Annotated in this window: 23 protein-coding genes; 18 read left to right on the top strand and 5 right to left on the bottom strand. The window is 60.0% G+C overall.

What is annotated here, in order from left to right; translation table 11 throughout:
- On the top strand, nucleotides 1-1,061 hold a 1,061-nt coding region (locus WC392_10770; GenBank protein ID MFA5242842.1), incomplete at its 5' end, for a DUF294 nucleotidyltransferase-like domain-containing protein.
- A 72-nt stretch (nucleotides 1,062-1,133) separates the two neighbouring features.
- On the opposite strand, the gene WC392_10775 is transcribed toward WC392_10770, so the two are convergent.
- Together WC392_10775 and WC392_10780 are read right to left on the bottom strand one after the other, a co-directional pair.
- Nucleotides 1,134-2,522 carry a sensor histidine kinase N-terminal domain-containing protein gene (locus WC392_10775; protein MFA5242843.1) on the bottom strand — a complete coding sequence of 463 codons (1,389 nt, stop codon included), beginning with the start codon at nucleotides 2,520-2,522 and terminating at the stop codon, nucleotides 1,134-1,136.
- A gap of 52 nt (nucleotides 2,523-2,574) precedes the next feature.
- Complete coding sequence (locus WC392_10780) at nucleotides 2,575-3,249, bottom strand: response regulator transcription factor (GenBank protein MFA5242844.1); 675 nt, start codon at nucleotides 3,247-3,249, stop codon at nucleotides 2,575-2,577.
- A gap of 108 nt (nucleotides 3,250-3,357) precedes the next feature.
- On the opposite strand from WC392_10780, the gene WC392_10785 reads away from it, so the two are divergent.
- The 3 genes from WC392_10785 (at nucleotide 3,358) to WC392_10795 (ending at nucleotide 7,498) form a co-directional block, all read left to right on the top strand.
- Nucleotides 3,358-3,678: a DUF485 domain-containing protein gene (locus tag WC392_10785; protein ID MFA5242845.1), complete on the top strand. Its 321-nt coding sequence runs from the start codon at nucleotides 3,358-3,360 to the stop codon at nucleotides 3,676-3,678.
- Between the two features lies 1 nt (nucleotide 3,679).
- Nucleotides 3,680-5,710, top strand: coding sequence for a cation acetate symporter (locus WC392_10790; GenBank protein ID MFA5242846.1), 2,031 nt, complete (start codon nucleotides 3,680-3,682; stop codon nucleotides 5,708-5,710).
- A gap of 171 nt (nucleotides 5,711-5,881) precedes the next feature.
- Nucleotides 5,882-7,498 carry a diguanylate cyclase gene (locus WC392_10795; protein MFA5242847.1) on the top strand — a complete coding sequence of 539 codons (1,617 nt, stop codon included), beginning with the start codon at nucleotides 5,882-5,884 and terminating at the stop codon, nucleotides 7,496-7,498.
- Between the two features lie 40 nt (nucleotides 7,499-7,538).
- On the opposite strand, the gene WC392_10800 is transcribed toward WC392_10795, so the two are convergent.
- On the bottom strand, nucleotides 7,539-8,060 hold the full coding sequence (locus WC392_10800; protein MFA5242848.1) for a TIGR00645 family protein: 522 nt from the start codon (nucleotides 8,058-8,060) through the stop codon (nucleotides 7,539-7,541).
- Between the two features lie 124 nt (nucleotides 8,061-8,184).
- Complete coding sequence (gene dbpA / locus WC392_10805) at nucleotides 8,185-9,612, bottom strand: ATP-dependent RNA helicase DbpA (GenBank protein MFA5242849.1); 1,428 nt, start codon at nucleotides 9,610-9,612, stop codon at nucleotides 8,185-8,187.
- Between the two features lie 109 nt (nucleotides 9,613-9,721).
- Here dbpA and WC392_10810 point away from each other — a divergent pair, with 109 nt between their 5' ends.
- The 5 genes from WC392_10810 (at nucleotide 9,722) to WC392_10830 (ending at nucleotide 14,354) form a co-directional block, all read left to right on the top strand.
- On the top strand, nucleotides 9,722-10,216 hold the full coding sequence (locus WC392_10810) for a hypothetical protein (GenBank protein ID MFA5242850.1): 495 nt from the start codon (nucleotides 9,722-9,724) through the stop codon (nucleotides 10,214-10,216).
- A 63-nt stretch (nucleotides 10,217-10,279) separates the two neighbouring features.
- A complete protein-coding gene (locus tag WC392_10815; protein MFA5242851.1) occupies nucleotides 10,280-11,104 on the top strand; it encodes an RMD1 family protein in 825 nt (274 codons plus the stop codon).
- Nucleotides 11,105-11,155: 51 nt separating this feature from the next.
- Nucleotides 11,156-12,079, top strand: a complete 924-nt coding sequence (locus WC392_10820; GenBank protein ID MFA5242852.1) for a DUF3616 domain-containing protein — start codon at nucleotides 11,156-11,158, stop codon at nucleotides 12,077-12,079.
- A 48-nt stretch (nucleotides 12,080-12,127) separates the two neighbouring features.
- Nucleotides 12,128-13,723 carry an MASE1 domain-containing protein gene (locus WC392_10825; GenBank protein MFA5242853.1) on the top strand — a complete coding sequence of 532 codons (1,596 nt, stop codon included), beginning with the start codon at nucleotides 12,128-12,130 and terminating at the stop codon, nucleotides 13,721-13,723.
- Nucleotides 13,710-14,354, top strand: coding sequence for a response regulator (locus tag WC392_10830; protein ID MFA5242854.1), 645 nt, complete (start codon nucleotides 13,710-13,712; stop codon nucleotides 14,352-14,354). The genes WC392_10825 and WC392_10830 overlap by 14 nt, the downstream gene beginning before the upstream one ends.
- On the opposite strand, the gene WC392_10835 is transcribed toward WC392_10830, so the two are convergent.
- Nucleotides 14,326-16,413 (bottom strand): sodium:proton antiporter, encoded by a 2,088-nt coding sequence (locus WC392_10835; GenBank protein ID MFA5242855.1) that lies wholly within the window; start codon nucleotides 16,411-16,413, stop codon nucleotides 14,326-14,328. The genes WC392_10830 and WC392_10835 overlap by 29 nt on opposite strands.
- Before the next feature lie 266 nt (nucleotides 16,414-16,679).
- On the opposite strand from WC392_10835, the gene WC392_10840 reads away from it, so the two are divergent.
- The 9 genes from WC392_10840 to WC392_10880 all read left to right on the top strand — a co-directional run bounded on the left by WC392_10840 (nucleotide 16,680) and on the right by WC392_10880 (nucleotide 26,278).
- On the top strand, nucleotides 16,680-17,072 hold the full coding sequence (locus WC392_10840) for a hypothetical protein (protein ID MFA5242856.1): 393 nt from the start codon (nucleotides 16,680-16,682) through the stop codon (nucleotides 17,070-17,072).
- Between the two features lie 29 nt (nucleotides 17,073-17,101).
- The gene (locus tag WC392_10845; GenBank protein MFA5242857.1) at nucleotides 17,102-17,557 is read left to right on the top strand and encodes a CBS domain-containing protein; all 456 of its coding nucleotides are present in this window, start codon (nucleotides 17,102-17,104) and stop codon (nucleotides 17,555-17,557) included.
- Nucleotide 17,558: 1 nt separating this feature from the next.
- Nucleotides 17,559-18,899, top strand: a complete 1,341-nt coding sequence (locus WC392_10850) for an ArsB/NhaD family transporter (protein MFA5242858.1) — start codon at nucleotides 17,559-17,561, stop codon at nucleotides 18,897-18,899.
- Between the two features lie 14 nt (nucleotides 18,900-18,913).
- Nucleotides 18,914-19,540: a pentapeptide repeat-containing protein gene (locus WC392_10855; protein ID MFA5242859.1), complete on the top strand. Its 627-nt coding sequence runs from the start codon at nucleotides 18,914-18,916 to the stop codon at nucleotides 19,538-19,540.
- A gap of 121 nt (nucleotides 19,541-19,661) precedes the next feature.
- Nucleotides 19,662-20,915, top strand: coding sequence for a sodium:proton antiporter (locus tag WC392_10860; GenBank protein ID MFA5242860.1), 1,254 nt, complete (start codon nucleotides 19,662-19,664; stop codon nucleotides 20,913-20,915).
- A gap of 13 nt (nucleotides 20,916-20,928) precedes the next feature.
- On the top strand, nucleotides 20,929-22,830 hold the full coding sequence (locus tag WC392_10865; protein MFA5242861.1) for a DUF294 nucleotidyltransferase-like domain-containing protein: 1,902 nt from the start codon (nucleotides 20,929-20,931) through the stop codon (nucleotides 22,828-22,830).
- A 170-nt stretch (nucleotides 22,831-23,000) separates the two neighbouring features.
- Nucleotides 23,001-23,705, top strand: coding sequence for a 3'-5' exonuclease (locus WC392_10870; GenBank protein ID MFA5242862.1), 705 nt, complete (start codon nucleotides 23,001-23,003; stop codon nucleotides 23,703-23,705).
- Between the two features lie 150 nt (nucleotides 23,706-23,855).
- Nucleotides 23,856-24,119 (top strand): DUF4212 domain-containing protein, encoded by a 264-nt coding sequence (locus WC392_10875; GenBank protein MFA5242863.1) that lies wholly within the window; start codon nucleotides 23,856-23,858, stop codon nucleotides 24,117-24,119.
- A gap of 2 nt (nucleotides 24,120-24,121) precedes the next feature.
- On the top strand, nucleotides 24,122-26,278 hold the full coding sequence (locus WC392_10880) for a sodium:solute symporter family protein (protein ID MFA5242864.1): 2,157 nt from the start codon (nucleotides 24,122-24,124) through the stop codon (nucleotides 26,276-26,278).
- The last annotated feature ends 67 nt before the right edge of the window (nucleotides 26,279-26,345 follow it).

A 26,345-nucleotide genomic window follows, 5' to 3' on the forward strand; every position in this document is an offset into this window, starting at 1 on the left:
ACCTCTTCACCCTGCAACGGGTCGGCCTGAGACAAATCAGCAGCGCCATCCGCAACAGCCAGAACCACGACCAGCTCAAACAAAGCGCCCGGGACATCCGCCAGCTCGCCCACAACATGCTCGCCCAAGGGGTTGCCGCCGAACAGCTCACCCAATTCATCTCCACCCTCAACGACCTGCTCACCCAGCGGCTCATCGAACTCGAATGCCAGGCGCAAGGCATCAGCCACAGCGAGCTGTGCGAACTCGGCGTCTGCTGGCTCGCCCTCGGCAGCGAAGGGCGCTACGAACAGACCCTCAACACCGACCAGGATAACGGCATCATCTTCACGGTACCGGAGGGCAAGACGGCGGAGGAGATCAGAGCCACCCTGCTGCCGCTGGCGCAACGCATCAACGCCGCGCTGGACGCCTGCGGCTTCCCGCTGTGCAAGGGCGGGATCATGGCCTCCAATCCGAAGTGGTGCCTGAGTCTGGAAGAGTGGAAGGGGACGTTTGCGGAGTGGATACACCGCGGCGATACGCCGGTGTTGCTGAATGCCACCATATTTTTTGATTTCCGCCCCTTGTGGGGCAATCACGAGCTGGCGCACGAGTTGCGCGCGTGGCTCAATACCCGGATCAAGGATAACCGCCTGTTTCTCAGGCACATGGTGCAGAACGCCCTGGGCAACCGTCCGCCGCTGGGGCTGCTGCGCGACTTCGTGGTGGACGGCGGCACGCTGGACCTGAAGCTCAACGGCGTCTCGCCCTTCGTCGATGCGGCGCGCATCTTCAGCCTCGCCGCAGGCTGCGGAGAAACCTCGACCATCCGCCGCCTGCGCGCCGCTTGCGAAGCATGGAACATGAACAAAGGGGATGTGGAGGGCTGGATCGAGGCCTTTCTTTACCTCCAGCTGTTGCGCCTGCGCCTGCAGCACGAGCAGTGCGAGGCGGGCGCGGCATTGTCCAACCGGGTCAATCCGGATACCCTGAACAGCCTGGATCGGCGCATTCTCAAGGAAGCCTTCCGTCAGGCGCGCAAGCTGCAAGGGGTGATGGAGAAGTATTTCAGTTTTTGAATGGGGCGGGATTTGCCGGTTTCACGTGAAACACATGAAGCTGGGCTGGCGGTTGCGGCGGGTGTGGCCCATTTAAGTTCCGTGATGGGGAAAGCGAACCGTGATCAGCGTGCCTTTTCCGTCACACCCCTCATCCAGGCTGATGGTGGCGCCGTGGCGTTTCGCCACCTCCGCCACGATGGCGAGACCCAGCCCGCTGCCGCTCTGGCCGCTGCCGAGCACCCGGTAAAAGCGCTCGAACACCCGCTCGCGGTGCTCCGGCGTGATGCCGGGGCCGTTGTCTTCCACCCGCAGCACCGCCCCGCCGTGCTGGTAATCCACCCCGACGGTGATGTGCCCGCTGGGCTGGGTATAGCGAATGGCATTATCGAGCAGGTTGTTGAGCATTTCGGCGAGGCTGGCCGCATCGCCGCGCAGCGGCGCCAGCCGCGGAATATCCTCGAAACCCAGGTCGATGTTCTTTTCCAGCGCCTGGGGCACCCAGCGCAGGGTGCATTCCTGCGCCAGGCGGTTGAGGTCGAGCGGTGAGAAGCTTTCCACGCCCTGGCCGCCCGGCTCGTTGCGCGCCAGGGCCAGCAACTGGTTCACCAGATGGCTGCCGCGTTCGGCGCTGGTGAGAATTTGCGTCAGGGCATGCTGCTTGCGTTCCGCTTCCGTCTCGCGCAGCGCCAGCTCGGCCTGGGTGGTCAGCCCGGCGAAGGGGGTGCGCAACTGGTGGGCGGCGTCGGCAATGAAGCGCTGCTGGGCCAGCATCACCTGCTTGAGGCGCGCCAGCAGATCGTTGACGGCACGGATCAGGGGCCTGACTTCTTCCGGCGCCCGGGCTTCATCCAGTTCGCTCAGGTCGTCGCGCTGGCGGCGCGCCACCTCCCGGCGCAGGCGCTCGAGCGGCAACAAGCCCTGTTTCAGGGCGTACCACACTGCTGCCACGGCAATCACGATCAGCAGCAGCTGGGGGATCACGATGTTGGCGAAAATGCCGCGAATCAGCGCCTGGCGCTGGTGTATGGTCTCTGACATGTGGATCTGCAAGGGGCGGTCAGGAGTGGCGCCGGGATAAAGCAGGCTCACCATGCGGGTTTTTTCACCCCCCCGCTCGGTATTGCTGAATAGCGGTCCGCTTTTCCCTCCCCGGTGGGCGAGGGGGCGCCCGAGATCGGCGTTGCCGGCGAGCTGTTTGCCGTCCGCATCGCTGACGGCGTAATACACCCGGTCCGGCATGCCGGGATCGCTGCCATCCGGCAGGGCGGGATTGACATCGAGCCGTTCCTGGCCGCTTCCCAGCCGCATCTGCGCCGCCACCGATTGCGCCCGCTCCAGCAGCGCCAGGTCGTAGGGCTGGTTGGCGTAGTTAAGCGTGGCGACGTAGCCCGCCACGGTGCTGAACAGCCACAGCACGAACAGGGGCGTCAGCAGCCAGTTCATGAGGTGGTCGCGGAGGGAGAGGACGTCTTCTTCCATGAGGGTGTCCGTGTCTGATTAAATCATTCTGGAAAAAAGGCATTCCTGGCGATCAAGCTATTGCCTTGTCGATGATGTAACCCAGGCCGCGAATGGTGCGGATGGTGACGCCGGCCGGCTCGATTTTCTTGCGCAGGCGGTGAATATAGACCTCGATGGCGTTGCCGCTGGCTTCCTCGGAGTAGCTGTAGAGCCGCTCCAGCAGCTGCTCCTTGCTCACCACCCAGCCGATGCGCGACATCAGCGCCTCCAGCACCCCCAGTTCGCGCGGGGTGAGTTCCAGCGCCTCGCCGTTGATGGCGGCGCGCCGCGCGACGCTGTCGAAAACCAGGGTGCCGCAAGTCAATGCCGGGTTCACGCCGCACTGGCCGCGCCGCAACAGCGCCCGCACCCTTGCTTCCAGTTCCGGCAGGCTGAAGGGTTTGACCAGGTAGTCGTCCGCCCCCAGGTCGAGGCCCCTGACCCGGTCTTCCACCCCGTCGCGGGCGGTGATGATGATCACCGGCACCTGGCGGTTGCGCTCGCGCAGGCTGCGCAGCACCTGGAGCCCGTCCAGGCGCGGCAGGCCGAGGTCGAGGATGGCCAGGTCGAAGGGCTGCTCGCCCTTGAGCATCAGGTTGGCGTCCAGGCCGTCCGCGACATGATCCACCGCATAGCCCGCCTGGCGCATGGAGCGGCACAGGCCATCGGCCAGCACTTCATCGTCTTCGGCAATCAGGATGCGCATTGTAAGGTTTGTGTAAGGCCGGAAGGGTAGGGTTCGGCATAAGGTGGAAAGTGGCCTGTATTAAAGCCCATTGCCTGCTGGAAAACAATTTTAATTGGGGAACAAGAAATGTCAAAACGCGAGATGAACTGGGCCGCGATCGATGCCGATCCGCGCTTCCAGGCTTTGCACCGCAAGAAGACCACATTCCTGTGGGGACTGATGATTTTCTCGGTGATCTATTACTTCCTGCTGCCGATCGGCGCGGCCTATTACCAGGATCTGTTCAAGATCAAGGTATGGGGCGTGGTCAACGTCGGCATCCTGTTCGCGCTGTCCGAGTTTGTGGTGGCCTGGACCATTGCCTACTTCTATTCGAAGAAGGCCAATGCCGAATTCGACACCATGGCGCAGGAAATCATCAACGACGCGCACAAGATGGGAGCCTGACATGAGCCAAACCTATAACAAGCTCGCCCTTTCCGCCGCCGCCCTGCTGGCCAGCGGTTCCGCTTTCGCGGCGGGTGGTGGCGCGGTTGCCGACGAGTTCAAGTGGATGACCTTTGCGGTGTTCGGCGTGATCATCGCCATCACCATGGCGATCACCTTCTGGGCGGCGCGCACCACGCATACCACTTCCGAGTTCTACGCTGCCGGACGTTCGGTGTCCGGCATCCAGAACGGCTGGGCAATCGCCGGCGACTACCTGTCCGCCGCGTCCTTCCTCGGTATTGCCGGCCTGATCTCGCTCTACGGCTACGACGGCTTCATGTATTCGGTGGGCTGGCTGGTGGCCTACATTACGGTTCTATTGGTCATCGCCGAACCCTGCCGCAACATCGGCAAGTACACCATGGGCGACATCCTGGCGTTCCGCAACGATCCGAAGAAAACCAAGACCGTGGCGGCGCTGTCCACCATCACCGTGTCCACCTTCTACCTGACCGCGCAGATGGTTGGCGGCGGTGTGCTGATCAAGACCCTGATCGGTATCGACTACGAAATCTCGGTGATTGGCGTCGGCGTGCTGATGCTGGTCTACGTGGTATTCGGCGGCATGAAGGCCACCACCTGGGTGCAGATCATCAAGGCGGTGCTGCTGGTGGTTGCTTCCATCCTGCTGGTGGCGCTGGTGTGGGCGCCGTATGGCTTCAGCCTGCCGGGTTATTTGCAGGCAGTGGTGAGCGATCCTGACGTACAGGGACAGGTCGCCAAGCTGCTGGGCGACAAGGCTACCAACATGACGCCGGAAGAACTGGGCCAGCGCTTCCTCGAACCCGGCCTGTTCCTCAAGAGCCCGATCGACCAGATCTCCCTGGGCATGGCGCTGGTGCTTGGCACAGCCGGGATGCCGCACATCCTGATGCGCTTCTTCACCGTGCCCACGGCACAGGCCGCGCGCCTGTCCGTGATCTGGGCCATGGGAATCATCGGCGGCTTCTACGTGCTGACCCTGTTCCTCGGCACCGGCGCCGCAATGCTGGTCGGCCCGGCCAAGATCGCCTCGATCGATGCCGGCGGCAACATGGCTGGGCCGCTGCTGGCGCAGTTCCTGGGCGGCGGTGAAAACTCCATGCTCGGCAACCTCTTCCTCGCCTTTGTCGCCGCCGTGGCTTTTGCCACCATCGTCGCCGTGGTCGCGGGCCTGGTGCTGGCAGCCGCTTCCGCGATGGCGCACGACATCTACGTCGGCGTGATCCGTGGCGAACACGCCACGCCGCAGGAGCAGGTGACCGCGGCACGCGTGTCCTCCGTGATTGTCGGCATCATGGCGATCACCGTCGGTATTCTTGCCAAGGGCCAGAACGTGGCCCACCTGGTGGCGCTGGCCTTTGCCGTGGCCGCTTCTTCCAACCTCCCAGCGGTGTTCCTCACCCTGTACTGGAAGAAGTGCAACACCACCGGCATCATCATGGGCATGCTGGTTGGTGCCATCACCGCCATCGCGCTGGTGATGATTTCCCCCAACATGACCTATCCCAAGGCCGTGATCAGCGGCGCCAAGAAGGTGCTGGAAGGCGAAGCCGCCCAGCCGGCCAAATTGGCCCAGGCGGCCGAGGGCGGTTTCATCTGCGACCTGTTTGCCGTATCCGGTTGCAAGAAAGCCGAACCGGCCAAGCCCGAACAGGCCGCCAAACCCGGCGCGCCGGAGAAGCTGGCCAGGTTGCAGGAAAAGTTGCCAGCCCTGACCGATGCGAAGGAACTGGAGAAGGCGAAGAAGGACATCGCCGGCCTGGAGAAATCCATCAAGAAGGCCGAGGAAGACCTGAAGAAAATGGAAGGCCAGTCCACCAGCATGATGGGCCTGGAGAAGCCATTCTTCCAGCTCAAGAATCCGGGCCTGATCTCCATCCCGCTCGGCTTCCTGATGGTCATTCTTGGCTCCCTGCTGACGCGTGACAAACGTGCCGAAGACATGTGGGACGAACTCTACGTGCGCCAGAACACCGGCATTAACGCGGAAGCTGCCAGCGCGCACTAAACGGGTTTCTGTATTGCCCTCCTTAGCCCCGGCCTCGACCGGGGCTTTTTTTGGGTGGCGCCCCCAGCCCATTAAGGTCTTGGGTGAGCCAAAAATCAGGCTTTTCCCGATTGACCCAATTCGCCCTGATGGTAGTTTCCAGGTCATATCAATCACTTATTTCTGGATCATATGATTGCTGCCAGAACGCTGCTTAGCAAAAATTCCATCATCGCCCTGTCCCCAAGAAAATTTATTTGGCTGAGTTTGGTGTTTGCCCTTGTTTTCTGGTTTGCAGGTAGCTGGATGGACACGCTTTTTTCCAGCCATGAGCCCTTGCTGGAAAGTTTTCAGCCGTCCGGCATGGGGCTTTATCTGGGCTTGCTGGTTTTTCTCCAGATTGTTACCTTTGGCTATCTGGCTTCGCTCCATGTGGAAACGAATGAACATCCTGATCCTGCACTGAGTCAGGATAAGGATCGCAGGCAAGCCGAAAATGCGTTAAAGGAGAGTGAATTCCGCTGGAAATTCGCCATCGAGGGTTCGGGCGACGGCGTATGGGATTGGAATATTCTGACCGGCGAAAAAATATTTTCGAAGCGCTGGAAAGAAATTCTTGGCTATGCTGAATCAGACCCCTTGCCTGTTGGCCAGGAATGGGAAAATCGTTTCCATCCCGATGATAAATCGTATGTGGCAGATGCAATGCAAGCCTACCTGGATGGCCGGTCGGCAATTTATGTGGTTGAGTGCCGCATGAGGTGCAAGGACAGGAGCTATAAATGGATACTTGGCCGAGGCATGATTGTTAGCCGCAGCGAGGACGGAAAATCCTTGCGCATGATCGGCACGAGCACCGACATCAGTTTTCGCAAAGAGGCCGAGGCTGAACTTCGTATCGCCGCCACAGCCTTTGAATCCCATGAAGGCATGATGGTTACCGATGCCAACAGTGTGATCCTTCGTGTCAATCGGGCCTTTACCGAGATCACCGGCTACACGGAAGATGAGGTCGTGGGGGAGACACCGCGGCTGTTCAAGTCCGGCCATCACGACGCCGGCTTTTATCGAGATATGTGGGAAAGCCTCAATCGCACGGGTGGATGGCAGGGGGAAATCTGGGATCGGCGCAAAAACGGCGAGGTGTATCCAAAATGGACCACCATTACGGCGGTGAAGGACGCCAATGGCATCGTTACCCATTACGTCGGTGCGCATTACGACATCACCAAACGCAAACAGACGGAAGAGCAAGTGCGTCTACTGGCGTTCCATGACCCGCTGACCCGGTTGCCGAACCGGCATCTGCTCAATGATCGCTTGAGCCAGAGCATAGCCGCCAGTACGCGCAGTGTTCGCTATGGCGCGTTGATGTTCCTTGATCTGGACAATTTCAAGCCACTTAATGACACGCATGGGCATGTGGTTGGCGATTTACTGTTGATTGAGGTGGCGGAACGGCTTAAAAATTGTGTGCGTGAGCTGGATACGGTGGCGCGCTTCGGCGGTGATGAGTTTGTGGTGATACTGAGCAATTTGGATGAGGATAAATCCGAATCGACTGCGCAGGCCGCGATCGTGGCGGAAAAAATCCGTAACACCTTATCGGAACCTTACCTGTTGACCGTCAAGCACGAGGGGAAGGCGGAGGGCACCGTCGAACATCATTGCACGGCGAGTATCGGCGTGGTGTTGTTTGTCAATCATGAAGCCAGCCAGGACGATATCCTCAAGTGGGCTGATGCGGCAATGTATCAAGCCAAAGCGGCCGGGCGCAATTTGATCCGGTTTTATGATTCGGGGGCTTGAGCGGGCGCACCCGGGGCGGTGTCTTGCCCCGGGCGATTGCTCAGTGTGCGCTGGCTTCCATCAGCCGGTTGGTATAGGCCATGGCCATGGCCGACAGCACGAAGGTCATATGGATGATGACCTGCCACATCATGGTCTGCTGGCTCAGATTGGGCGCCTCGATAAAGGTCTTCAGCAGGTGGATGGAGGAAATGCCGATCAGTGCCATGGATAGCTTGACCTTCATGGTGCCGGCGTTGACGTGCTCCAGCCATTCCGGCTGGTCGGGATTGCCTTCCAGATACAGGCGCGAGACGAAAGTTTCATAGCCACCGACAATAACCATCAGCAACAGGTTGGCGATCATGACCACGTCGATCAGTCCCAGCACGACCAGCATGATTTCGGTTTCGGTAACGGTCACGGTGTGCTGGACCAGATGCGTCAGCTCGACGCCGAAATGGTAGACATAGACCGCCTGCGCGATGATCAGGCCGAGGTAGAGCGGCGCCTGCAGCCAGCGGCTGGCGAATACCACCTTCGCCATCAGTTTGAGAATGTTGTTTTGATACTTCGTTTCCATGGATTTCCTTTGTTCTTTCATATTCGGTCAGACGGCTGTCTTGCGTGTCTTCGACAGGCCTGGGCTAGCGGAAGTTGCGGTATTTTACGGCAATTTTCCGGTTATCAAGCACCAGAAAGGCGAATCAATCCTCCAGCGCGCGCACTTTCACCGTCTTGCCCTTGACCTTGCCGGCCGACAGTTTGCGCACGGCGTCACGCGCGATGCCGCGCGCCACGGCAACATAGGTTGACTGATCCGTCACCGTGATCTTGCCGATCTGCTCGCGCGTGAATCCTGCTTCGCCGGTAAGCGCGCCCAGCACGTCGCCGGGGCGAATCTTGTCCTTGCGCCCGCCGAGAATCTGTAGCGTCACCATCGGCGGTACCAGTGGCGTGTTATTGTCGTTTTCAAGTTCGCTCAGCGAATGCCATTCCGGCTCGCTGCCCATCATCTGTGCAATGGCGTTGACACGGCGCTTGTCGGCCGTGCTGCAGAGGGAGAGCGCCCAGCCTTCCTGATCGGCGCGGCCGGTGCGGCCGATGCGATGGATGTGGATTTCCGGGTCGGGCGTGACATCGACATTGATGACCGCTTCGAGTTGCGTGATATCCAGGCCGCGCGCCGCCAGATCGGTTGCCACCAGCACCGAGCAACTGCGGTTGGCAAACTGGATCAGTACCTGGTCGCGCTCGCGTTGTTCCAGATCGCCATTCAGGGTCAGCGCGTGAATGCCTTGTGCATGCAGCACTTCCAGCAGGTCGCGGCATTGCTGCTTGGTGTTGCAGAAGGCCAGCGTGCTGACCGGATGATAGTGCTTGAGCAGAATGCCAACAGCCTGCAAACGCTCCTCGTGCTTCACCTCGTAGAAGCGCTGGCGGATCTTGCTGTCCTCGTGCTGTTCCAGCAGCTTCACTTCCCGCGGATTGCGCAGGAACTGGCGTGCCAGGCGTGCGATGCCCTCGGGATAGGTCGCCGAGAACAGCAGGGTCTGGCGCGCTGCCGGGCAGTGCGTCGCCACGTAGGCGATGTCGTCGTAAAAACCCATGTCCAGCATGCGGTCGGCTTCGTCCAGCACCAGGGTGTTGAGCGCGTCCAGATTCAGGCTGCCGCGCCCGAGGTGATCAATGATGCGGCCCGGCGTGCCGACGACGATGTGCGCGCCGTGCTCCAGGCTGTTTATCTGCGGGCGCATGGGCGTGCCGCCGCACAGGGCAACGATCTTGATGTTGTCCGCGAAGCGCGCCAGGCGGCGGATTTCCTGCGTCACCTGCTCAGCCAGTTCACGCGTCGGACACAGCACCATGGCCTGCACCGCAAAGCGGCGCGGGTTCAGATTGGTGAGCAGGGTCAGGGCGAACGCAGCCGTCTTGCCACTGCCGGTCTTCGCTTGCGCGATCAGGTCATGCCCGGCGAGCGCAAGCGGCAGGCTGGCAGCCTGGATTGGCGTCATGATCAGGTATTCGAGCTGCCGCAAGGTCGCCTGTATGCCGGGAGGCAGCGGCAGTTCGTTGAAAGAGCGCCCAGCAGCGCTTGCCGTGGGCGGGGAGGAGGGGAGGGTAAGTTCGGTCATGCGCAATTATCCCCGCCTGCGGCATGGCGTGCTTGTAAAAATTTTAAGCACCCCATTCCAGTAACCGTATAAACTGTTTAAACCATTAATTTTGATTAAAGGATTTGCCATGACCAATAACGCGGCTTCGGGTAAGAAGCAACAGAGCAACGCAGCAACGACTGCCACCAGTTCTGCCGTACCAGAAACATCAACTGCAGCCGAAAAATCCTCGGCCAAACCCACCCCCAGGCGTCCCGCAAAGTCCGCGGTGAAGCCCGCAGCCGCCAACGCGGCACCCAAGGCAGCCGCTCCCGCTGCTGACGTTACTACGGCAAAGGCCGAAAATAAGCCCGCTGCCAAACCTGCCGCCAAGGCTGACAAGAACGCCAAGCCGAAGAATGCCAAGCTGGTTCGGGATGGTTTCACCATGCCAGAGTCCGAGTACGACCTGATCGCCGCAGTGAAAAAACGTTGTGTCGCCAATGGATTGGCCGTGAAAAAGAGCGAGGTGCTGCGAGCCGCCATCATCGTCTTTGCCGCCCAGAGCGACGCCGCCGTCACGGCAGCCATGCTGGCCCTGGACGTCATCAAGACTGGCCGCCCGCCCAAAGGGCATAAGTAAGGATTGTTTTTAATAGGAAAGCCACGTGCTCAACCGCTTAAATCTTCATCCGGGGCGCGGAAAATGACCGTTCCCACCGGTTCAGCTGGCCTGCGGCTCAAGATCCGCCCGGACCTTAAAGCCCGTGCGCTGTTGCTGGCTGACCGGCTGGACCTGAAATCCTTCAAGATCGACGATTGCCTGGCCACCACGCCGCTGACGCTGGAAGTGGATGCCGAGGGCGGTGTGGCGGTGCTGTTCCGTTATGGGGTAGTGGTGTTTTTTGGGGTGGGGACGCCGGACGAGGTCAGGTTCGTCGACTCCCTCGGGCCGCTGCTGACCAATCCCTATGAGATACCGGAACAAGAGGAGCTGGAAATCCACTGCGGCATGAGCAGCATCGGCGTGCAGAGCGGCGCCGTTTCGCTGGACGAAATTTCGCTGGAGAAGTTGCAGGTGATCGCCGATGCCCTGAGCAAGAACCTGGTGCTTTCCCTTTACGAGAAAAAGGTGGCCGGCGAATTCGACAAGATCGAGCCGCTGGCGCAGGAGCTGGCGCTACGCGGCAGGGTGAGCGCGGATTCCAGGAAGCTGCTGTCAAAAATCGGCAGCATGTTGCTGATCGAGCACCGCATGGTCGGGCGGGCAGAAATCGGGGACAAGCCGGAAACGCTGTGGTATTTCCCGCAGCTGGAAGGCTTGTATGCCGGGCTGGAGGACGAGTTCGAGCTGAAGGAGCGGCAATCGGCGCTGGAGCGCAAGCTGGGCCTGATTTCGGATACTGCGCAAACACTCGCCGACGTCTGGGACAACAAACAGCTGCACAAGCTGGAATGGTATGTGATCGGATTGATCCTGTTCGAGGTCTTCATCAGCCTGTTCGAACTGGGCAACAAGTACCTGCGGTGACTTTGACTTGCCGGATACCCAAAATTCTTGCAGCAGGAGACAATGGCAGTCATGACGCTAAACAACATTCTCATGTTTCTGGCCTTGACCGGCATCTATGAGCCCTCCGCCATCCAGCAGCTTCCGGACGGGCGTTTCCTGGTCGTCGAAGATGAAAAGCAGCATCCGTTCAGCCTGGTCACGGTCCGCTCCGATGGGAGCGTCAGCAGCACCCCGCTGAGCACGGGACCGCTGGAAGCCGGCGATGCCTTCCGCAAGCTGGACGATCTTGAAGGGGTCGCTCTCGACCGGTCGGGATATCTCTACGCCATCACATCGCATTCGCGCGACAGCGACGGCGACGAGAAGAAGTCTCGTGAAAAACTGGTCCGCTTCCGCATCGAGGGCGACCGCGTGGCCGCGCCCATGGTGGTCAGCGGGCTGAAGGCCGCCTTGCTGGCGGCGCACCCGGTGCTGGCCCGTGCGGCCGGGATACGAGACGTCAAGGCCGGCGGCGGGCTCAATATCGAGGCGCTGGAGATTAGCCCAGACCAGCAGCGCCTGCTGATCGGCTTGCGCAGTCCGGTGCTCGACAATCGCGCCATCATCGTTAGCGTCGAGAACCCCTCCGCCATCTTCGCGGCAGGCGAGCCTCCCCGGATCTCGCCCGCCCTGGAAACGCTGGACCTCGGCGGTAACGGGATTCGCGGCCTGTCCTACCATCCCGCCCTCGGCGGGTATCTTGTTCTCAGTGGCCCCGTCGCACGCGAGCAGGTTCAATTCCAGCTCTGGTTCTGGAGCGGCCGTCGAGGTGAGCCGGCACGCCGTGTTACCGTTCCCGGCTTGCAGGGCTTCGAACACGCCGAAGGGGTCAGCCCCGCCGTGATCGACGGCCAGCAGCGAATCATTATTGTCAGCGATGACGGCAGCAGGGAAGAAGGGCGCTTCGCCCGCTTTCTGCTGCTGGACCCCGGGCAACTGCAGATTGCGCCTTGATCCAGCGACAGAATGCCGAAGGCCTTGCAGCAACCTGACAATTGGCGCATGAAAAACCTGGCCTGCCTTGCGGGCTATTTTGCCCTTTATGTCTTTCTTGACTGGGTGAGCTATATTCACCCGGTGTTGCCGCTCGCGATTACGCCCTGGAATCCACCGCCCGGATTAAGCCTCGCCTTGCTTTTATTGCTTGGTTTGCGCTACTGGCCGGCGTTGTTCTTCGCGGCGCTGCTCGCTGAATTGCTGGTACGGGGGTTGCCGGCGCCATTTCCATATACCGTGCTTTCCTCGCTTTCCCTGACGCTCTGCTATGCCGGAGCCGTTGCCCTGCTGAGAGGGCCCCTGCACTTTGATGCGGGTTTCGGAACGCTGCGCGACCTCTTTGTTTTTCTGCTGGTGGCGTCTGGTGGAGCGTTTCTGGCTGCCCTCGGCTATGTGTCGATTTATACCTACGCGGGCATCGCGCCGCAGGAAACTTACCTGGCCAATCTGTTGCGCTTCTGGGTGGGCGACATGATCGGCATCATGGTGGTTACGCCCCTGATTCTGGCCCATGCGGGAAAAGGATTTTCATTATCGAAGCCCGGCAGGGAAACCCTTGCCCAGGGCGTGAGTATATTGCTTGCGCTATGGCTCATTTTTGGCCTGGAATTCACCGATGAATTCAAGTTTTTCTATCTGCTGTTTCTGCCCCTGATCTGGATCGCCATGCGGCATGGCATCCAGGGCACAACGCTGGCCTTGCTGGTGAGCCAGCTGGGGTTGATTGGCGCGGTACTTCTGGGAAGCCACCACACGACGGCCGTGGTTGAGCTGCAACTGCTCATGCTGGCCCTGGCAATTACCGGGCTGTTTCTGGGAATGGCCGTTACCAGCCGTCGTATGATTGAGGAAAAACTGCAGGCCCAGGCGGCAGAGCTTAATCATGCCCTGCGCCTGGCGGCGGCGGGTGAAATGGCTGCCGCGCTGGCTCATGAGCTGAATCAACCCTTGTCGGCGCTGGGCAGCTACGCCCGTTCCTGCCAGCTGATGCTGACCATGAACCCCGCGGATCTGGAACGGATCAACGAGACCATGGATAAAATGGGACGGGAAGTCGGCCGAGCCGGCGAGGTGGTGCGCCGGCTGAGAGATTTCTTTCGTGACGGTACGCTGCGGCTGGAAAGCATGGATGTGAAGCAGCTGGCCGGTGAAGGACTGGAGCCGTTAATCAGGAAGATCGAGAGCAAGGGAATAGCGCTTCACGTCCGATTACAGGAAAATCTGCCTGCGGTGCAGGTCGACCGGGTGCAAATCGCAACAGTGTTGCGAAATCTGGTTTACAACGCGATGGAGGCATTTGCCGATACCCCGGAAAGACCATGCGATATCCATGTGACCGCAACATCAAGCGGAAATGATTGGGTAAAATTCTGTGTCGAGGACAATGGCCCGGGCGTATCTGGCGAAATGATCGATAACCTCTTTTCTCCCTTCTCCACCAGCAAGGCCCAGGGCATGGGGCTGGGGCTTTCCATCAGCCGGGCGCTGGTGGAAGCACACGGCGGCAAGCTATGGGCGGAAGCGCCCGTGGCGGGCGGCGCCAGATTCTGTTTTACCTTGCCGGCTGGAACAGCACTCCAGGAGCAGCATGATCCCCACTGATTCAATTGTATTTATCGTTGACGACGACGAGGCGGTGCGGGATTCCCTGGCGCTGCTGCTAAGTCTGAATGGCTTTGCAACACGGGTCTTCGATTCGGCCGAGCATTTTCTCGCCGCCTGTCAGCCGGAATGGGCGGGCTGCCTGGTGCTGGATATTCGCATGCAAGGCATGGATGGGCTGGAACTGCAGAGAACGCTCAATGCCAGAAATGTCCGGCTGCCCATTATTGTCATCACCGCTCATGGGGATGTGGCGATGGCCAGGGAGGCGCTGAAAGCCGGTGCGGTGGACTTCCTGGAAAAACCGATAGACGACCAGTTGCTGATTGCCAATGTTTCCATCGCCCTTGATCGCAACCTCCAGGAGCGAAGTGTTGCCGCCCGCAGCGCCGAACGCGAGCAGAAAATGGCCCGCCTGACCACGCGCGAACGGGAAGTGATGCTGCTGGTTGCCGCAGGCAAGCACGCCCGGGAAATCGCTGCCGAGCTGAACATCAGCCCGCGCACGGTCGAGGTTTACAAGGCGCGCATGATGGAAAAGCTGCAGGTGCGCAATGTTCCCGAACTGATTCGGGTTGTTCTGGATGCGGAAAATGCTTTTGCTAAGGTTCAGGTGCGCACTGCTGTCTAAGTTCTCCGTAAAGTACCGACTTCACGGCAGGCGTGATGACCTCCTCGCGCTCCAGTTCTTCCAGCAACAGGGTTTGCGACTGCAGGAGCTCCTGTTCCAGCATCTGCAACTGCCGTTGCACAAGGGCAGGAAATTGCTTCAGCAGAATCGTCGTCTTTTCCAGCGCCTGGCTTTTATGTTCATGATATTCATTCAGAATTTTTGAAAACACGGCATCTGCCTCAAATACCCTGAGCCCCTCGTGTGTCGCCAGCCGCGACAACACGGTGATCACCTCCTGCGAGCTGATGGCCATGGCGCGATAGTAAAGATACTTTTCCGCAGGATCTGTCAGCTTGTCCGTGGATATGCCAAGCAATTGCCGCAGACGCAGCCAGCGGCGTCTCCCGCGCAGGGTCTTGAAATCCTGGGCAACCGGCGAGCCCTGTTCAAGCAAACCCAATTGTTGTTCGAGCTTGCCCAGCACTCTGCGGTAAGCGGGTTCGGAGAGCTCCGCGCTGGCATACAGTGCTTTCAGCACGCGCTTCTCGATCCCGATGGCATGAATGCGCAAGACCCGCGCGAACATCACCTCAAAATTACGGTCACGCTGTGAAAGCTCGCTGTAAGCCTCCTGGTAAAGACGGGTATATTTTGTCTGCAGAGCCTGCAGGACACCGCTGTCGACATGTGCTTGTCCATGCACCGACAATAGCCGCAACAGGGTCTGCGCATAGACATACATCTTGCCCTCGATGTATTCCATCGGCTCCAGCCCGCGTAATACGTTGATACGGAAGTGGCGGATTGCGGCATTGATGGTGGTCGCCTTGATGAACAGCGTGAAATAGATACACCCGATCGTGAGCGCCAGAATGAATTCCTTGATGGAGTAAGCCTGTTTCCACTCCGGGTGGCTCAGGGTATCGGGAATGATGAGCACCATGGTGACCGCGAGCGCGCCGCGCAGACTGCCCCATGCCATGAGATGCTGCCAGGCAAGCGGGATGCGCTGCTCCAGGCGCAGCGCATTCATCGCGCCTATGACCGGGTACACCGAAAGAGCGCGTGCCACCACCACCACAATGATGATGACCACCAGGGCGGGCAGGATATCCAGCACCCTGACCGACAGGGTGTTGAAGAGCAGACCCAGCAGGATGAAGACCAGCGAATTGGCGACAAAAGCCGCATAGCCCCAGAAATGGTCCATAAAAGCCTGGACTCTGGACAGGATTTTGAAGCGGCCATAGCTGCCGATAACCAGCGAGGCAACCACGGTGGCGAGAATGGAGGAAACATGGACTGGCTTGTCCAGCAAGGTGAGCGAATGGGAGAGGAACTCGGCCAGCAGGAAAGTCGCGTGCGCGGCAAGCAGGGTAAGGGTAATCTGCAAATGTTCGTGGCGGGCAAATTGCAGCAGCCTGGAAAATATCCCGCCCATCACGAAGCCAAACACCGTGCCGCCAAGCAGCATGGAAATAAAAATGAAAAGACCCTGCAGCAGGGAGGAGGCGCCCTGAAAGCCCGCGCTTACCGACTCCAGCACAATCAGGAAAAGGGCCAGCGAGGTCGCATCGTTGAACAGGCTTTCCCCCTCGAAGATAAGCGCCAGGCGCCGTGGCACGCCGAAATCCTTGAACAGCGCCAGGATGGCGACCGGGTCGGTGGCGGAGATCAGCGCGCCGAACAGCAACACGACAATGAAGGGCGCCTCCAGGCCAATCGCCCACAAGCCCCAGTAGCCAGCGAAGGCAATAAAAAATGCCGAAACCAGCAGGCCGGCGATGGCAAGCGCGGAAATGGCGCCGATATTTTCGCTGATCCTGCGGATGTTCATGTTGAAGGCGGATTCAAAAATCAGGATGGGCAGAAAAATGAAAAACAGGATTTCCGGCGTCAGCTGGAAACTGGTGATATAGGAAAAGGCCGGCACCTTGCTCAGGGGGATGAGCAGGAGGCCGACCACCACCAGCAGCACGGAATAGGGTACGCGCATTTTCGGCGCGGCCAGATGGGTCAGGATGGACAGAAACAGCAGGGTGACGAGGGACAGGATGATCTGGACGGTCGAACTCATCTTTGGCGTGCCCTGAATTTTGTAATGGTGTTTCGCCCGGAAGGAAGCCTCCGTAACACATTCTACCTTGATGCTGCCTGTGTCCAATACAGGCCTTCCATGGTTTTCTGATCCAATCGTGTCTGTATGTAAAAACACGTACGTAAATCAACGAATTCCCCTGTTCCTCTGCATTCTCTACCATAGGCCCACGCCTATTCCATGAAGCTGCGCGTGCTGCGACATGAGGCTCCAGGATGCGCATCTGCATTTGACTGCGCGAAAAAATGGACAAAACCGGAACCATTCAAGCCGAAAAAACCAGGGAAATCTGGCTCGCCAGCCTGCCGCCGCACCAGGTGGAGAGCGCGCTGGCGCTCATGGAATCGCTGCCGGATTTGACTGTGAGGCGGCACCCCTCGGGGCATTGCGTCATTGTCACCTACGACATTCTTGATTATTCCCTCGAGGCGCTGGAAAGCCTGCTTGTTGCCACGGGGCATCGCCTGGAGATGGCTTTGCTGATCAAGATCAAACGTGCGATGGCCTATTACGGCGAAGCCTGTCTGCGCAGCAATCTGAATGTACCGGGCCGGGAGCGGCATTTACGCGATATCTATTCCAGCAAGCATACCCGTTCAAGCGATATGCGGAGAACGGGAAAAATCTATTACCAGTAGGGCTCCGCGCCCCTGAAGGAACACCAGCAATGTCGATCAAATCCCTGCCCATCATGAGGGCGGCAACCACCATCACGCCGCAAGCCAGCGTCGCCGAGGCATTGCAAATCATGCTCGCCAACCGGGTCAACCATGTCCCGATATGCGATGGCGAGCACTATCTTGGCTTGATCAGTGTTAACGACATCCTGCGGAAGCTGCTGCCAGCCGGGGTGCAAATGCCTCACGGCGTGCCCGATCTCAAGTTCGCGGGTGATGCCTCGCGCCTGCTGGGCTCTCACTTCCGCCACCTGCGCGAACAGAAAGCGACAGAAATTCTCAATCACACACCGCCGCTGGAGGACAGTTGTCCCCTGCTGGAGGCCGCGCTGTTGCTGAGCAAGAGCCCGACGCCCCTGCCGGTGGTGGATTCCACTGGAAAACTGCTGGGCATGCTGAGCCGTCGTGGCCTGCTTGAATATCTGCTCGGGGAGGCGGGGAAATAGCATGCACGCTGTGACGCCTTCCGTCAGCCAGGTGATATTCGGCCTGAGCCCGCTGCTGATTTCCGTGGCGGTTTTTCTGTTCACCTACGCCATCATCATCACCGAGAAGATCAATCGTTCCATTGTGGCCCTGCTGGGCGCGGGTTTGATGATTTTTACCGGGGTGCTACAGCAGAGCGAAGCCTTTGCCGGTATCGACTTCAATACCCTGGGCTTGCTCACCGGCATGATGGTGATGGTGGCGATCACGCAGAAAAGCGGCATATTCCAGTACGTCGCGATCATTGCAGCCAAAAAGGTCAAGGCCGAGCCTTGGGGCTTGCTGGTGATGTTGTCCATCGTTACCGCTGTGTTCTCGGCCCTGCTGGACAACGTCACCACGGTGCTGTTGATTGCGCCGGTGGCCTTGCTGATCACTGACGCGCTGCGCATCAATCCCTATCCCTTCCTCTTTTCCATCATTTTCGCCTCCAATATCGGCGGCACCGCCACGCTGATCGGCGACCCGCCCAACATCATGATCGGCTCGGCGGTGAAGCTGACGTTCAACGATTTTCTTTTCAACCTGGCCCCCATTGCAGCGGTGGTTTTCGCGCTCACCATGATTCCCATCTATTTCATCTGGGGGCGGAAGTTGTATGCGGCGCCCGAGGACCGCGAACAGGTGATGGCCTTTGACGAACGCGAAGCCATCACCGATGTGCGCCTGCTGAAAAAATCCCTTGCCGTGCTGTTTCTGGTCATCGTGGGATTCGTGTTTGCGCATGCCATTCATCAGGAGCCGGGCACCATCGCCATGTTCGGCGGCGCCCTGTTGCTGCTGCTCAATGCCATCGGCAAAAACTCCGAGGAGCAAGCCCATGAAACGCACAAGGTTTTCAGTGAAGTGGAATGGATCACCATCTTCTTCTTCGTGGGCCTGTTCGTGGTCGTGGCGGGGATAGAAAAGGCCGGCGTGATGGACATACTGGCGCACAAATTAATCGAATTGACCGGCGGCGACTTCGCCGCCACCGCCTTAACCATCCTATGGGTTTCGGCGGTGGCCTCGGCGCTGGTGGACAACATTCCCTTTGTCGCCACCATGATTCCGGTGATCCAGAACCTGGCGCCGGTCTTCGGCGCTGAAAACCTCGCCCCGCTGTGGTGGTCCCTCGCGCTCGGTGCCTGCCTGGGCGGCAACGGCAGCCTGGTCGGCGCCAGCGCCAACCTGGTGGTGGCCGGATTCGCCGAGCGCGCCGGCCAGCCAATCCGTTTCCTGCCCTTCATGCTGATGGCCTTCCCGCTGATGCTGGCGAGCATCGCCGTGGCCAGCCTGTACCTTTACCTGCGCTACCTCTAAACCGGATTGTAATCATGAGCAAACCGCTTTTCCTTGCCGCTCTTCTCGGGATCGGCCTAATTCAATTACCCGCCATAGCCTCGGCGTGCGAACTCGCTCCGGGTGCACAGTGCGAGGATGCCAAGCTGGTAGGGGCCAAGCTCCGGGGGAAAAACCTTGAGAAGGCGAATTTTGCCGGCGCCAACCTGAGTTTCGCCGCGCTTGCCAATGCCAATCTGAGCGGCGCCAATCTGAGCGGCGCCAATCTGAAACACGCCCGCCTGCGCGGCGCCAATCTCACCGGGGCCAATCTGGAAGGGGCGATCATGGATTACGCTGATCTGCGCGATGTACTCATGGAAGGAGCCAATTTGCGCAATGCCAGAATGACCAGAGTGGATCTCAAGCTGGCCGACCTGGAGAAAGCTGACTTTACTGGAGCCAATATGGGCCACGCCGACCTGAGCGGAGCCGATCTCGAAAGTGCGGTTTTGCGCTCAGTTTCCCTGGTTTCGGCCCATATCGTTCTGGCCAACCTGAAGCACGCGGATTTCACTGGCGCCAACATGAGCGACGCCTATTTGCACGGCTCTCTGCTGAAAGGTGTCATCTGGATTGATGGGCGGAGCTGCAAGGCCGGCTCAATCGGCATGTGCCGATAATTTTCGCGCCCCTGGGAGCGCTCAATACAGGCTTTATCCTTCATCTGGACGGAAAAACTTGCCTGTTTGATTTCAATCATGTAAATCTTGCCTTCTCTGTTCATTGTAGAAGGCTCAAGTCGTGGAATCCTCCGCTTCGATCGAACTCGCCAAACACGTCCTGCTGGTATTCGGCATCATCCTTGCCCTGGGCACGTTTTCCGGGCTGTTGGCGCGGCTGGTGCGGGTGCCGGATGTGGTGGTGTTCCTGCTGGTGGGGATGCTGCTGGGCCCCGGCGTTATCGGGCTGGTCGACATCAAGGCCGACTCCGCCGTCAACCAGCTGATCCTGATCTTCGGCTCCAGCTATATCCTGTTCGACGGCGGCGCCTCGATCCGGCTCAAGGTGCTGAAGGAGGTCTGGATTACTGTTGTCGTCATTGCAACCATCGGTATCCTGATCTCTGCCGTCATCACCGGTGTGGCCGCTTACTACATTCTGGGCGTGCCGGCGATCGTGGCGCTGTTGCTGGGGGCGGTCATCGCTTCCACCGATCCCGCCACGCTGGTGCCGGTATTCAAGCAGATCCGGATCAAGGAGCGGGTGGCGCAAACGGTGATGACCGAATCCGCCTTCAACGATGCGATGGGCGCCATCATTACCTTTACCATCCTGGGCGTGGCGATGGGGGCGGGCGAGTTCTCCGCCGGCGACGCCCTGCTCGACCTGCTCAAGCAATCCGTGCTGGGTATCCTGATCGGCGGCATCCTGGGCTATCTTGCCATCCTGCTGATTGCGCATGAAAAATACGGCTTCCTCGCCGAATACGCCCCGGTGGTCACCCTGATGGCGGTGATCGGCGCCTACATGAGCGCGGACGGGCTGCATTCGAGCGGCTTCATGGCGGTATTCGTGTTCGGCATCATGATCGGCAACCAGGAAACATTCGGCTTGCAGCGCGCGCATCATGATGAAAAGATTCTCGAAGACTACATCATGACCACGGCGCTGATCATGCGCATGTTCATCTTCATTCTGCTCGGCGCGCAGGTCGATTTCGCCCTGATGAACCAGTATTTGCTGGGCGGCGCGGCGGTGGTGGCGATCTTCATGCTGGTGGGGCGGCCGGTGACGGTGTTCCTGTGCGCTGGCCCGGACCGGCGCGCCAAGTGGAGCCGCAACGAGTTGCTGTTCATGTGCTGGACGCGGGAAACGGGTGTGATTCCCGGCGCCCTGGCCGGCCTGCTGCTGGGCATGAAGGCGCCGGGAGCGGAAATCATCGCCTCGGTGACCTTCATCGCCATTCTCATGACCATCCTGATCCAGGCCACCACCACCAAGTGGCTGGCCGGGAAGCTGGGGCTGCTGCTGGAACAGGACGCCGCCGCCAAATAAAGGAGCTGGTACCATGGCTGCACCCAATTCGCTGATTCAAGCCACGGCCGACCACCTCCGCCGCCACGCCCCATTCGACCGGATGGAGCGATCCGACCTGGAGTGGCTATCCACCCGTCTCGAAATCGGCTACTACGCCCAGGGCGAAGTCGTCCTCTCACCCGACCAGGGCGAAGCCCCCACCTTCTACATCATCAAACAAGGCGTGGTCCAAGGCGAACAAGGCGTCGTCCAGGCCCAGGACGACAGCGCCTGGCTCGAACTGCACGAAGGCGAATGCTTCCCGCTCGGTGCCCTGCTCTCCAAACGGCCCGTCACCAGCACCTACCGCGCCCGGGACGACCTCTTCTGCTACCAGCTCAGCGCGGCCGACTTCCACCAGCTCACCCGCCAAAGCGCCGCCTTCCACGACTTCTGCACCCGACGCATCGCCAACCTGCTCGAACAATCCAAACACATCATCCAGGCCCAATACGCCCAGACCAGCAGCACCCAGCAATCCATGAACAGCCCGCTGTCCGCCATCATCCGGCGCCAACCCGTCACCTGCACCCCCGCCACCCCCATCCGGGCAGTCCTGCAAACCCTGCACGACCAAGGCATCGGCGCCATGATCGCCGTAGACAACGGCACCCCGGCCGGCATCCTCACCCTGCACGACGTCCTCAACCGCATCGCCCTCCCCGGCATCGACCTCGACCAACCCATCCTCGGCATCATGAGCACCCAGCTCACCACCCTCCCGCCCCAGGCCCTCGCCTACGAAGCCGCCCTCGCCATGGCCCGGCACGGCATCCGGCACGTCCTCGTCACCGAACAGAACCAACTCATCGGCATCATCTCGGAAAAAGACCTCTTCACCCTGCAACGGGTCGGCCTGAGACAAATCAGCAGCGCCATCCGCAACAGCCAGAACCACGACCAGCTCAAACAAAGCGCCCGGGACATCCGCCAGCTCGCCCACAACATGCTCGCCCAGGGCGTAGCCGCCGAACAGCTCACCCAATTCATCTCCACCCTCAACGATCTCCTCACCCAGCGGCTCATCGAACTCGAATGCCAGGCGCAAGGCCTCGAACAGAGCGAACTATGCGAACTCGGCGTCTGCTGGCTCGCCCTGGGCAGCGAAGGGCGCTACGAACAGACCCTCAACACCGACCAGGACAACGGCATCATCTTCACGGTACCGGAGGGCAAGACGGCGGACGAAATCCGAAACACGCTATTGCCGCTGGCGGCACGCATCAACGTCGCGCTGGACGCCTGCGGCTTCCCCCTGTGCCAGGGCGGGATCATGGCCTCCAATCCGAAGTGGTGTCTGAGTCTGGAGGAGTGGAAGGGGACCTTCTCGGAGTGGATCGAGCACGGTGACCCGGATGCCCTGCTGAACAGCACGATCTTCTTCGATTTCCGCCCCTTGTGGGGCAACACAGCGCTGGCCGAAGCCCTGCGCGCCTGGCTGATGCCGCATGCCGCAGCCAACCCCCGTTTCCTCCACCAGATGGCGGCCAATGCCTTGCGCAACCGTCCGCCGCTGGGGATAGTGCGCGACTTCGTGGTGGACGGCGGCACGCTGGACCTGAAGCTCAACGGCGTCTCGCCCTTCGTCGACGCCGCGCGCATCTTCAGCCTGGCGGCCGGTGCTGCTGCGACCAATACGGCGCAGCGGCTCCGGCTTGCCGCGCCTGCATTGAAGATTCCTGCCGCCGAAGTGGAGGGCTGGATCGTTGCGCTGCATTTCATCCAGTTGCTGCGCCTGCGCCGTCAGCACGAGTTCTCCGGCACGGCAGAGGAGGGGGCGGGCAACCGCATCAACCCGGACCAGCTCAACGATCTCGACCGGCGCATCCTGAAAGAAGCTTTCCGCCAGGCGCGCAAGCTGCAGGCGAGACTGGCGATGGACTATCATCTGTGAAGCGGAAAAACACGATTAACCACGGAGAACACGGAGGGCACGGAGAAAGGCGGCATGTGTTTTTTTATGGCTCCACCCCAAGAGGGAATGCAAAACATTACGCAAGCCATAGCGATGGTTTTTACTCCGTGTTCTCCGTGCCCTCCGTGGTTACCGAAGTAAGGTTTTAGATGAACTGGCTGAGCGGAATTTTTGGTGGCAAACCCCAGCTGACTCCCGATCAGGCATCCCGCCTGGCGGCCTGGCGGGCCCTGCCGGAAAAGCTGGCGGCGGCGGAACTGGACAGCGCGCGCCTGGTGGTGGTGGACGTGGAAACCAGCGGGCTTATCCTGAGCCGGGACTGGCTGATCGCCATCGGCGCGGTGGCGGTGCAGGGCGGCCGGATAGCGGTCGGCGACAGTTTCGAGGTGGTGTTGCAGCAGGAAGCGGCCAGCCACAAGGAAAATATCCTGATCCACGGCATTGGCGGCAGCGCCCAGACCGGCGGCATGCCGCCGCGGGAGGCCCTGCTGGCTTTCCTGGAATTTCTTGGCAAGGACCCGCTGGTGGCCTTTCACGTGACTTTCGACGAAACCATGATCAAGCGTGCCATGAAGCGGTTTCTCGGACTCGACTTCAAACTTCCCTGGCTCGACCTTGCCTATGCCATGCCGGGGCTCAATCCGCCCTTGGCCAAAAAGTATCGCGCGCTTGACCACTGGCTGAACCATTTTCATATCCACAACTATGCGCGCCACAATGCCATGGCCGATGCGCTATGCACCGCGCAGCTGTTGCTGATCGCCATGGAGCAGGCGCGCCGGCAGCGCATTACCCATTATCGCGGCATGATGGATCTGGAGAAGGCCCAGCGCTGGGTGAGCTGGGAAGGCTGAGTGCGCAAGGTTACAAAATCTTTACCAATGCGAGCATTCGGTCCTATACTCGATCCGGCAAGTCCGATGTAAACAGGTAGCAAGGCAGTCCGGGGGATTCAATAAAACCAATAGCGCCCCAGTCCTAAATTAAAACAATAGGAGGCTTTCATGGAGTTGACCGAAAAACACAAGGAGTATTGGCAAAGAAACCTGCGTGTGACGGCGATACTGCTGTCGATCTGGTTTGTCGTGACCTTCGTCTTCAGCTATTACGCCCGGGAGATGAACGAAATCTCCTTTCTGGGCTTTCCGCTGGGGTTCTACTTTGGGGCACAGGGGTCATTGATCATTTACGTCCTGATCATCTGGTTTTACGCCCGCTACATGAACAAGCTCGACACCGAATACGGCGTCCATGAAGGGGAGGAGTGATCATGGCGACCCAAAGCCAATCCGCATTCAACGCGCAGCTGAAGAAGTTCTACGGTTTCTACACCGGCGGCTTCATCGGTTTTGTCGTCATCCTGGCCATCCTTGAACAGATGGGCGTGCCCAACAAGTATCTCGGTTACATCTTCCTGGTTGCCACCATCGGCCTCTATGCCGGCATCGGCATCATGTCCCGCACCGCCGACGTGTCCGAATATTACGTCGCGGGCCGCCGCGTACCGGCCTTTTTCAATGGCATGGCGACCGGCGCGGACTGGATGTCGGCGGCCAGCTTCATCGGTATGGCCGGCACCCTGTATGCCTCCGGCTACGACGGCCTGGCCTTCGTCATGGGCTGGACCGGCGGCTACTGCCTGGTGGCCCTGTTCCTCGCGCCCTACCTGCGAAAATTTGGCCAGTTCACCATTCCGGACTTTCTCGGCGCGCGCTACGGCGGCAACATTCCGCGCACCATCGGCGTGATCGCCGCGATTATCTGCTCCTTCACCTACGTGATCGCGCAGATCTACGGCGTGGGGCTGATCACCAGCCGCTTCACCGGGCTGGAGTTCCAGATCGGGGTGTTTGTCGGCCTCGCCGGCATCCTGGTGTGCTCCTTCCTCGGCGGCATGCGCGCGGTGACCTGGACCCAGGTGGCGCAGTACATCATCCTCATCGTCGCCTACATGATCCCGGTGGTGTGGCTGTCGGTGCAGCATACCGGCAACCCGATCCCGCAGATCGCCTACGGCCAGGCGCTGCAGAAGGTGACGGAGAAGGAAAAGGAGCTGAACGACCCCAACACCGTGCTGGGCAAGGCCGAGGCCGAAGTCCGCGCCATTTACAAGCAGAAGCAGGAAGATGCGGAAGGCAAGCTGAAATCACTGGAAGCCGGTGGCGCAGCTTACCTGGCGGAAGAGAAAGCCAGGGTCGAAATGAAACTGGCCGGCCTCAAGTCCGATCCGGCGCCTGATGCCAAGGCAATCGAGGCAGCGGAAAAAGCCGTCAAGGATTTCCCTGCCGACCCGGTCAAGGCCAAGGAAGCATGGAAGAAAGCGGCGGATGGCGCCAAGGCCAAGGCGGCTCCGGTCAAGGCCCATGCCGAGCCGTTCGCGGGCAAGGGTGCCGAGGCGAAGCTGCGTAAGAGCAACCCCGAAGCCACGCCGGAAGAAATCGCCAAGGCCCGGGCCGAGGATGACGCGGAGAGCAACAAGAAGCGCAAGAACTTCCTCGCCCTGGTGTTGTGCCTGATGGTAGGCACCGCCGCGTTGCCGCACATCCTGATGCGCTACTACACCACGCCAAGCGTGAAGGAAGCGCGCCAGTCGGTGTTCTGGTCGCTGTTCTTCATCTTCCTGCTGTACTTCACCGCACCGGCCCTGGCGGTGCTGGCGAAATTCGACATTTACCACCTGCTGGTCGGTTCGAAATTCTCTGAACTGCCGGGCTGGGTCAGTGCCTGGGCGGCGGTGGACAAAACCCTGATGAGCATTACCGACCTCAACAAGGACGGCCTGGTGCAACTGGCGGAAATCACTATCGGCAACGACCTGATCGTGCTGGCCACCCCGGAAATCGCTGGCCTGCCCTATGTGATCACGGGCCTGGTGGCGGCGGGCGGTCTGGCGGCGGCGCTTTCCACGGCCGACGGTCTGCTGCTGACCATTGCCAACGCCCTGTCGCATGATGTCTATTACAAGATGATCGACCCGCATGCGCCGACCACTCGCCGTCTGGCGGTGTCCAAGGGCCTGTTGCTGGTGGTGGCGATCTGCGCGGCCTGGGTGACTTCGCTCAAACCGGGCGACATCCTGTTCCTGGTCGGCGCGGCATTCTCGCTGGCGGCATCCGGCTTCTTCCCGGCGCTGGTGCTGGGTGTGTTCTGGAAGCGCGCCAACCAGCTGGGGGCGATTATCGGCATGCTGGGTGGCCTGGGGGTGTGCATGTACTACATGTACATGACTTACCCATTCTTTGGCGTGAATGCTGCCAAGTGGTGGGACATCGACCCGATCGCCGCCGGGGTATTCGGCATCCCGCTCGGCATCATCGGCGTGATCGTGGGCAGCCTGATCAGCCCGGCGCCAAGCAAGGAAGTGCAGGAACTGGTGGATCACGTGCGCTACCCCAACCTGGAAGGGCATGCTGCCAAGGCAGCGTGAGTTTCCCTTTCACGGTAATGAACAAGGCCCGCGCAAGCGGGCCTTGTTCATTTGGGCGGGAGATAAG

This window comes from Sulfuricella sp., assembly GCA_041651995.1.
In the GTDB taxonomy this organism is placed as follows: Bacteria; Pseudomonadota; Gammaproteobacteria; order Burkholderiales; family Sulfuricellaceae; genus Sulfurimicrobium.

What these genes read in the sequence shown, in the direction of transcription:
- WC392_10775 (MFA5242843.1), bottom strand. Translation starts at nt 2,522, where the DNA reads ATGGAAGAAGACGTCCTCTCCCTCCGCGACCACCTCATGAACTGGCTG.
- WC392_10780 (MFA5242844.1), bottom strand. Translation starts at nt 3,249, where the DNA reads ATGCGCATCCTGATTGCCGAAGACGATGAAGTGCTGGCCGATGGCCTG.
- WC392_10785 (MFA5242845.1), top strand. Translation starts at nt 3,358, where the DNA reads ATGTCAAAACGCGAGATGAACTGGGCCGCGATCGATGCCGATCCGCGC.
- WC392_10790 (MFA5242846.1), top strand. Translation starts at nt 3,680, where the DNA reads ATGAGCCAAACCTATAACAAGCTCGCCCTTTCCGCCGCCGCCCTGCTG.
- WC392_10795 (MFA5242847.1), top strand. Translation starts at nt 5,882, where the DNA reads ATGATTGCTGCCAGAACGCTGCTTAGCAAAAATTCCATCATCGCCCTG.
- WC392_10800 (MFA5242848.1), bottom strand. Translation starts at nt 8,060, where the DNA reads ATGGAAACGAAGTATCAAAACAACATTCTCAAACTGATGGCGAAGGTG.
- dbpA (MFA5242849.1), bottom strand. Translation starts at nt 9,612, where the DNA reads ATGACCGAACTTACCCTCCCCTCCTCCCCGCCCACGGCAAGCGCTGCT.
- WC392_10810 (MFA5242850.1), top strand. Translation starts at nt 9,722, where the DNA reads ATGACCAATAACGCGGCTTCGGGTAAGAAGCAACAGAGCAACGCAGCA.
- WC392_10815 (MFA5242851.1), top strand. Translation starts at nt 10,280, where the DNA reads ATGACCGTTCCCACCGGTTCAGCTGGCCTGCGGCTCAAGATCCGCCCG.
- WC392_10820 (MFA5242852.1), top strand. Translation starts at nt 11,156, where the DNA reads ATGACGCTAAACAACATTCTCATGTTTCTGGCCTTGACCGGCATCTAT.
- WC392_10825 (MFA5242853.1), top strand. Translation starts at nt 12,128, where the DNA reads ATGAAAAACCTGGCCTGCCTTGCGGGCTATTTTGCCCTTTATGTCTTT.
- WC392_10830 (MFA5242854.1), top strand. Translation starts at nt 13,710, where the DNA reads ATGATCCCCACTGATTCAATTGTATTTATCGTTGACGACGACGAGGCG.
- WC392_10835 (MFA5242855.1), bottom strand. Translation starts at nt 16,413, where the DNA reads ATGAGTTCGACCGTCCAGATCATCCTGTCCCTCGTCACCCTGCTGTTT.
- WC392_10840 (MFA5242856.1), top strand. Translation starts at nt 16,680, where the DNA reads ATGGACAAAACCGGAACCATTCAAGCCGAAAAAACCAGGGAAATCTGG.
- WC392_10845 (MFA5242857.1), top strand. Translation starts at nt 17,102, where the DNA reads ATGTCGATCAAATCCCTGCCCATCATGAGGGCGGCAACCACCATCACG.
- WC392_10850 (MFA5242858.1), top strand. Translation starts at nt 17,559, where the DNA reads ATGCACGCTGTGACGCCTTCCGTCAGCCAGGTGATATTCGGCCTGAGC.
- WC392_10855 (MFA5242859.1), top strand. Translation starts at nt 18,914, where the DNA reads ATGAGCAAACCGCTTTTCCTTGCCGCTCTTCTCGGGATCGGCCTAATT.
- WC392_10865 (MFA5242861.1), top strand. Translation starts at nt 20,929, where the DNA reads ATGGCTGCACCCAATTCGCTGATTCAAGCCACGGCCGACCACCTCCGC.
- WC392_10870 (MFA5242862.1), top strand. Translation starts at nt 23,001, where the DNA reads ATGAACTGGCTGAGCGGAATTTTTGGTGGCAAACCCCAGCTGACTCCC.
- WC392_10875 (MFA5242863.1), top strand. Translation starts at nt 23,856, where the DNA reads ATGGAGTTGACCGAAAAACACAAGGAGTATTGGCAAAGAAACCTGCGT.
- WC392_10880 (MFA5242864.1), top strand. Translation starts at nt 24,122, where the DNA reads ATGGCGACCCAAAGCCAATCCGCATTCAACGCGCAGCTGAAGAAGTTC.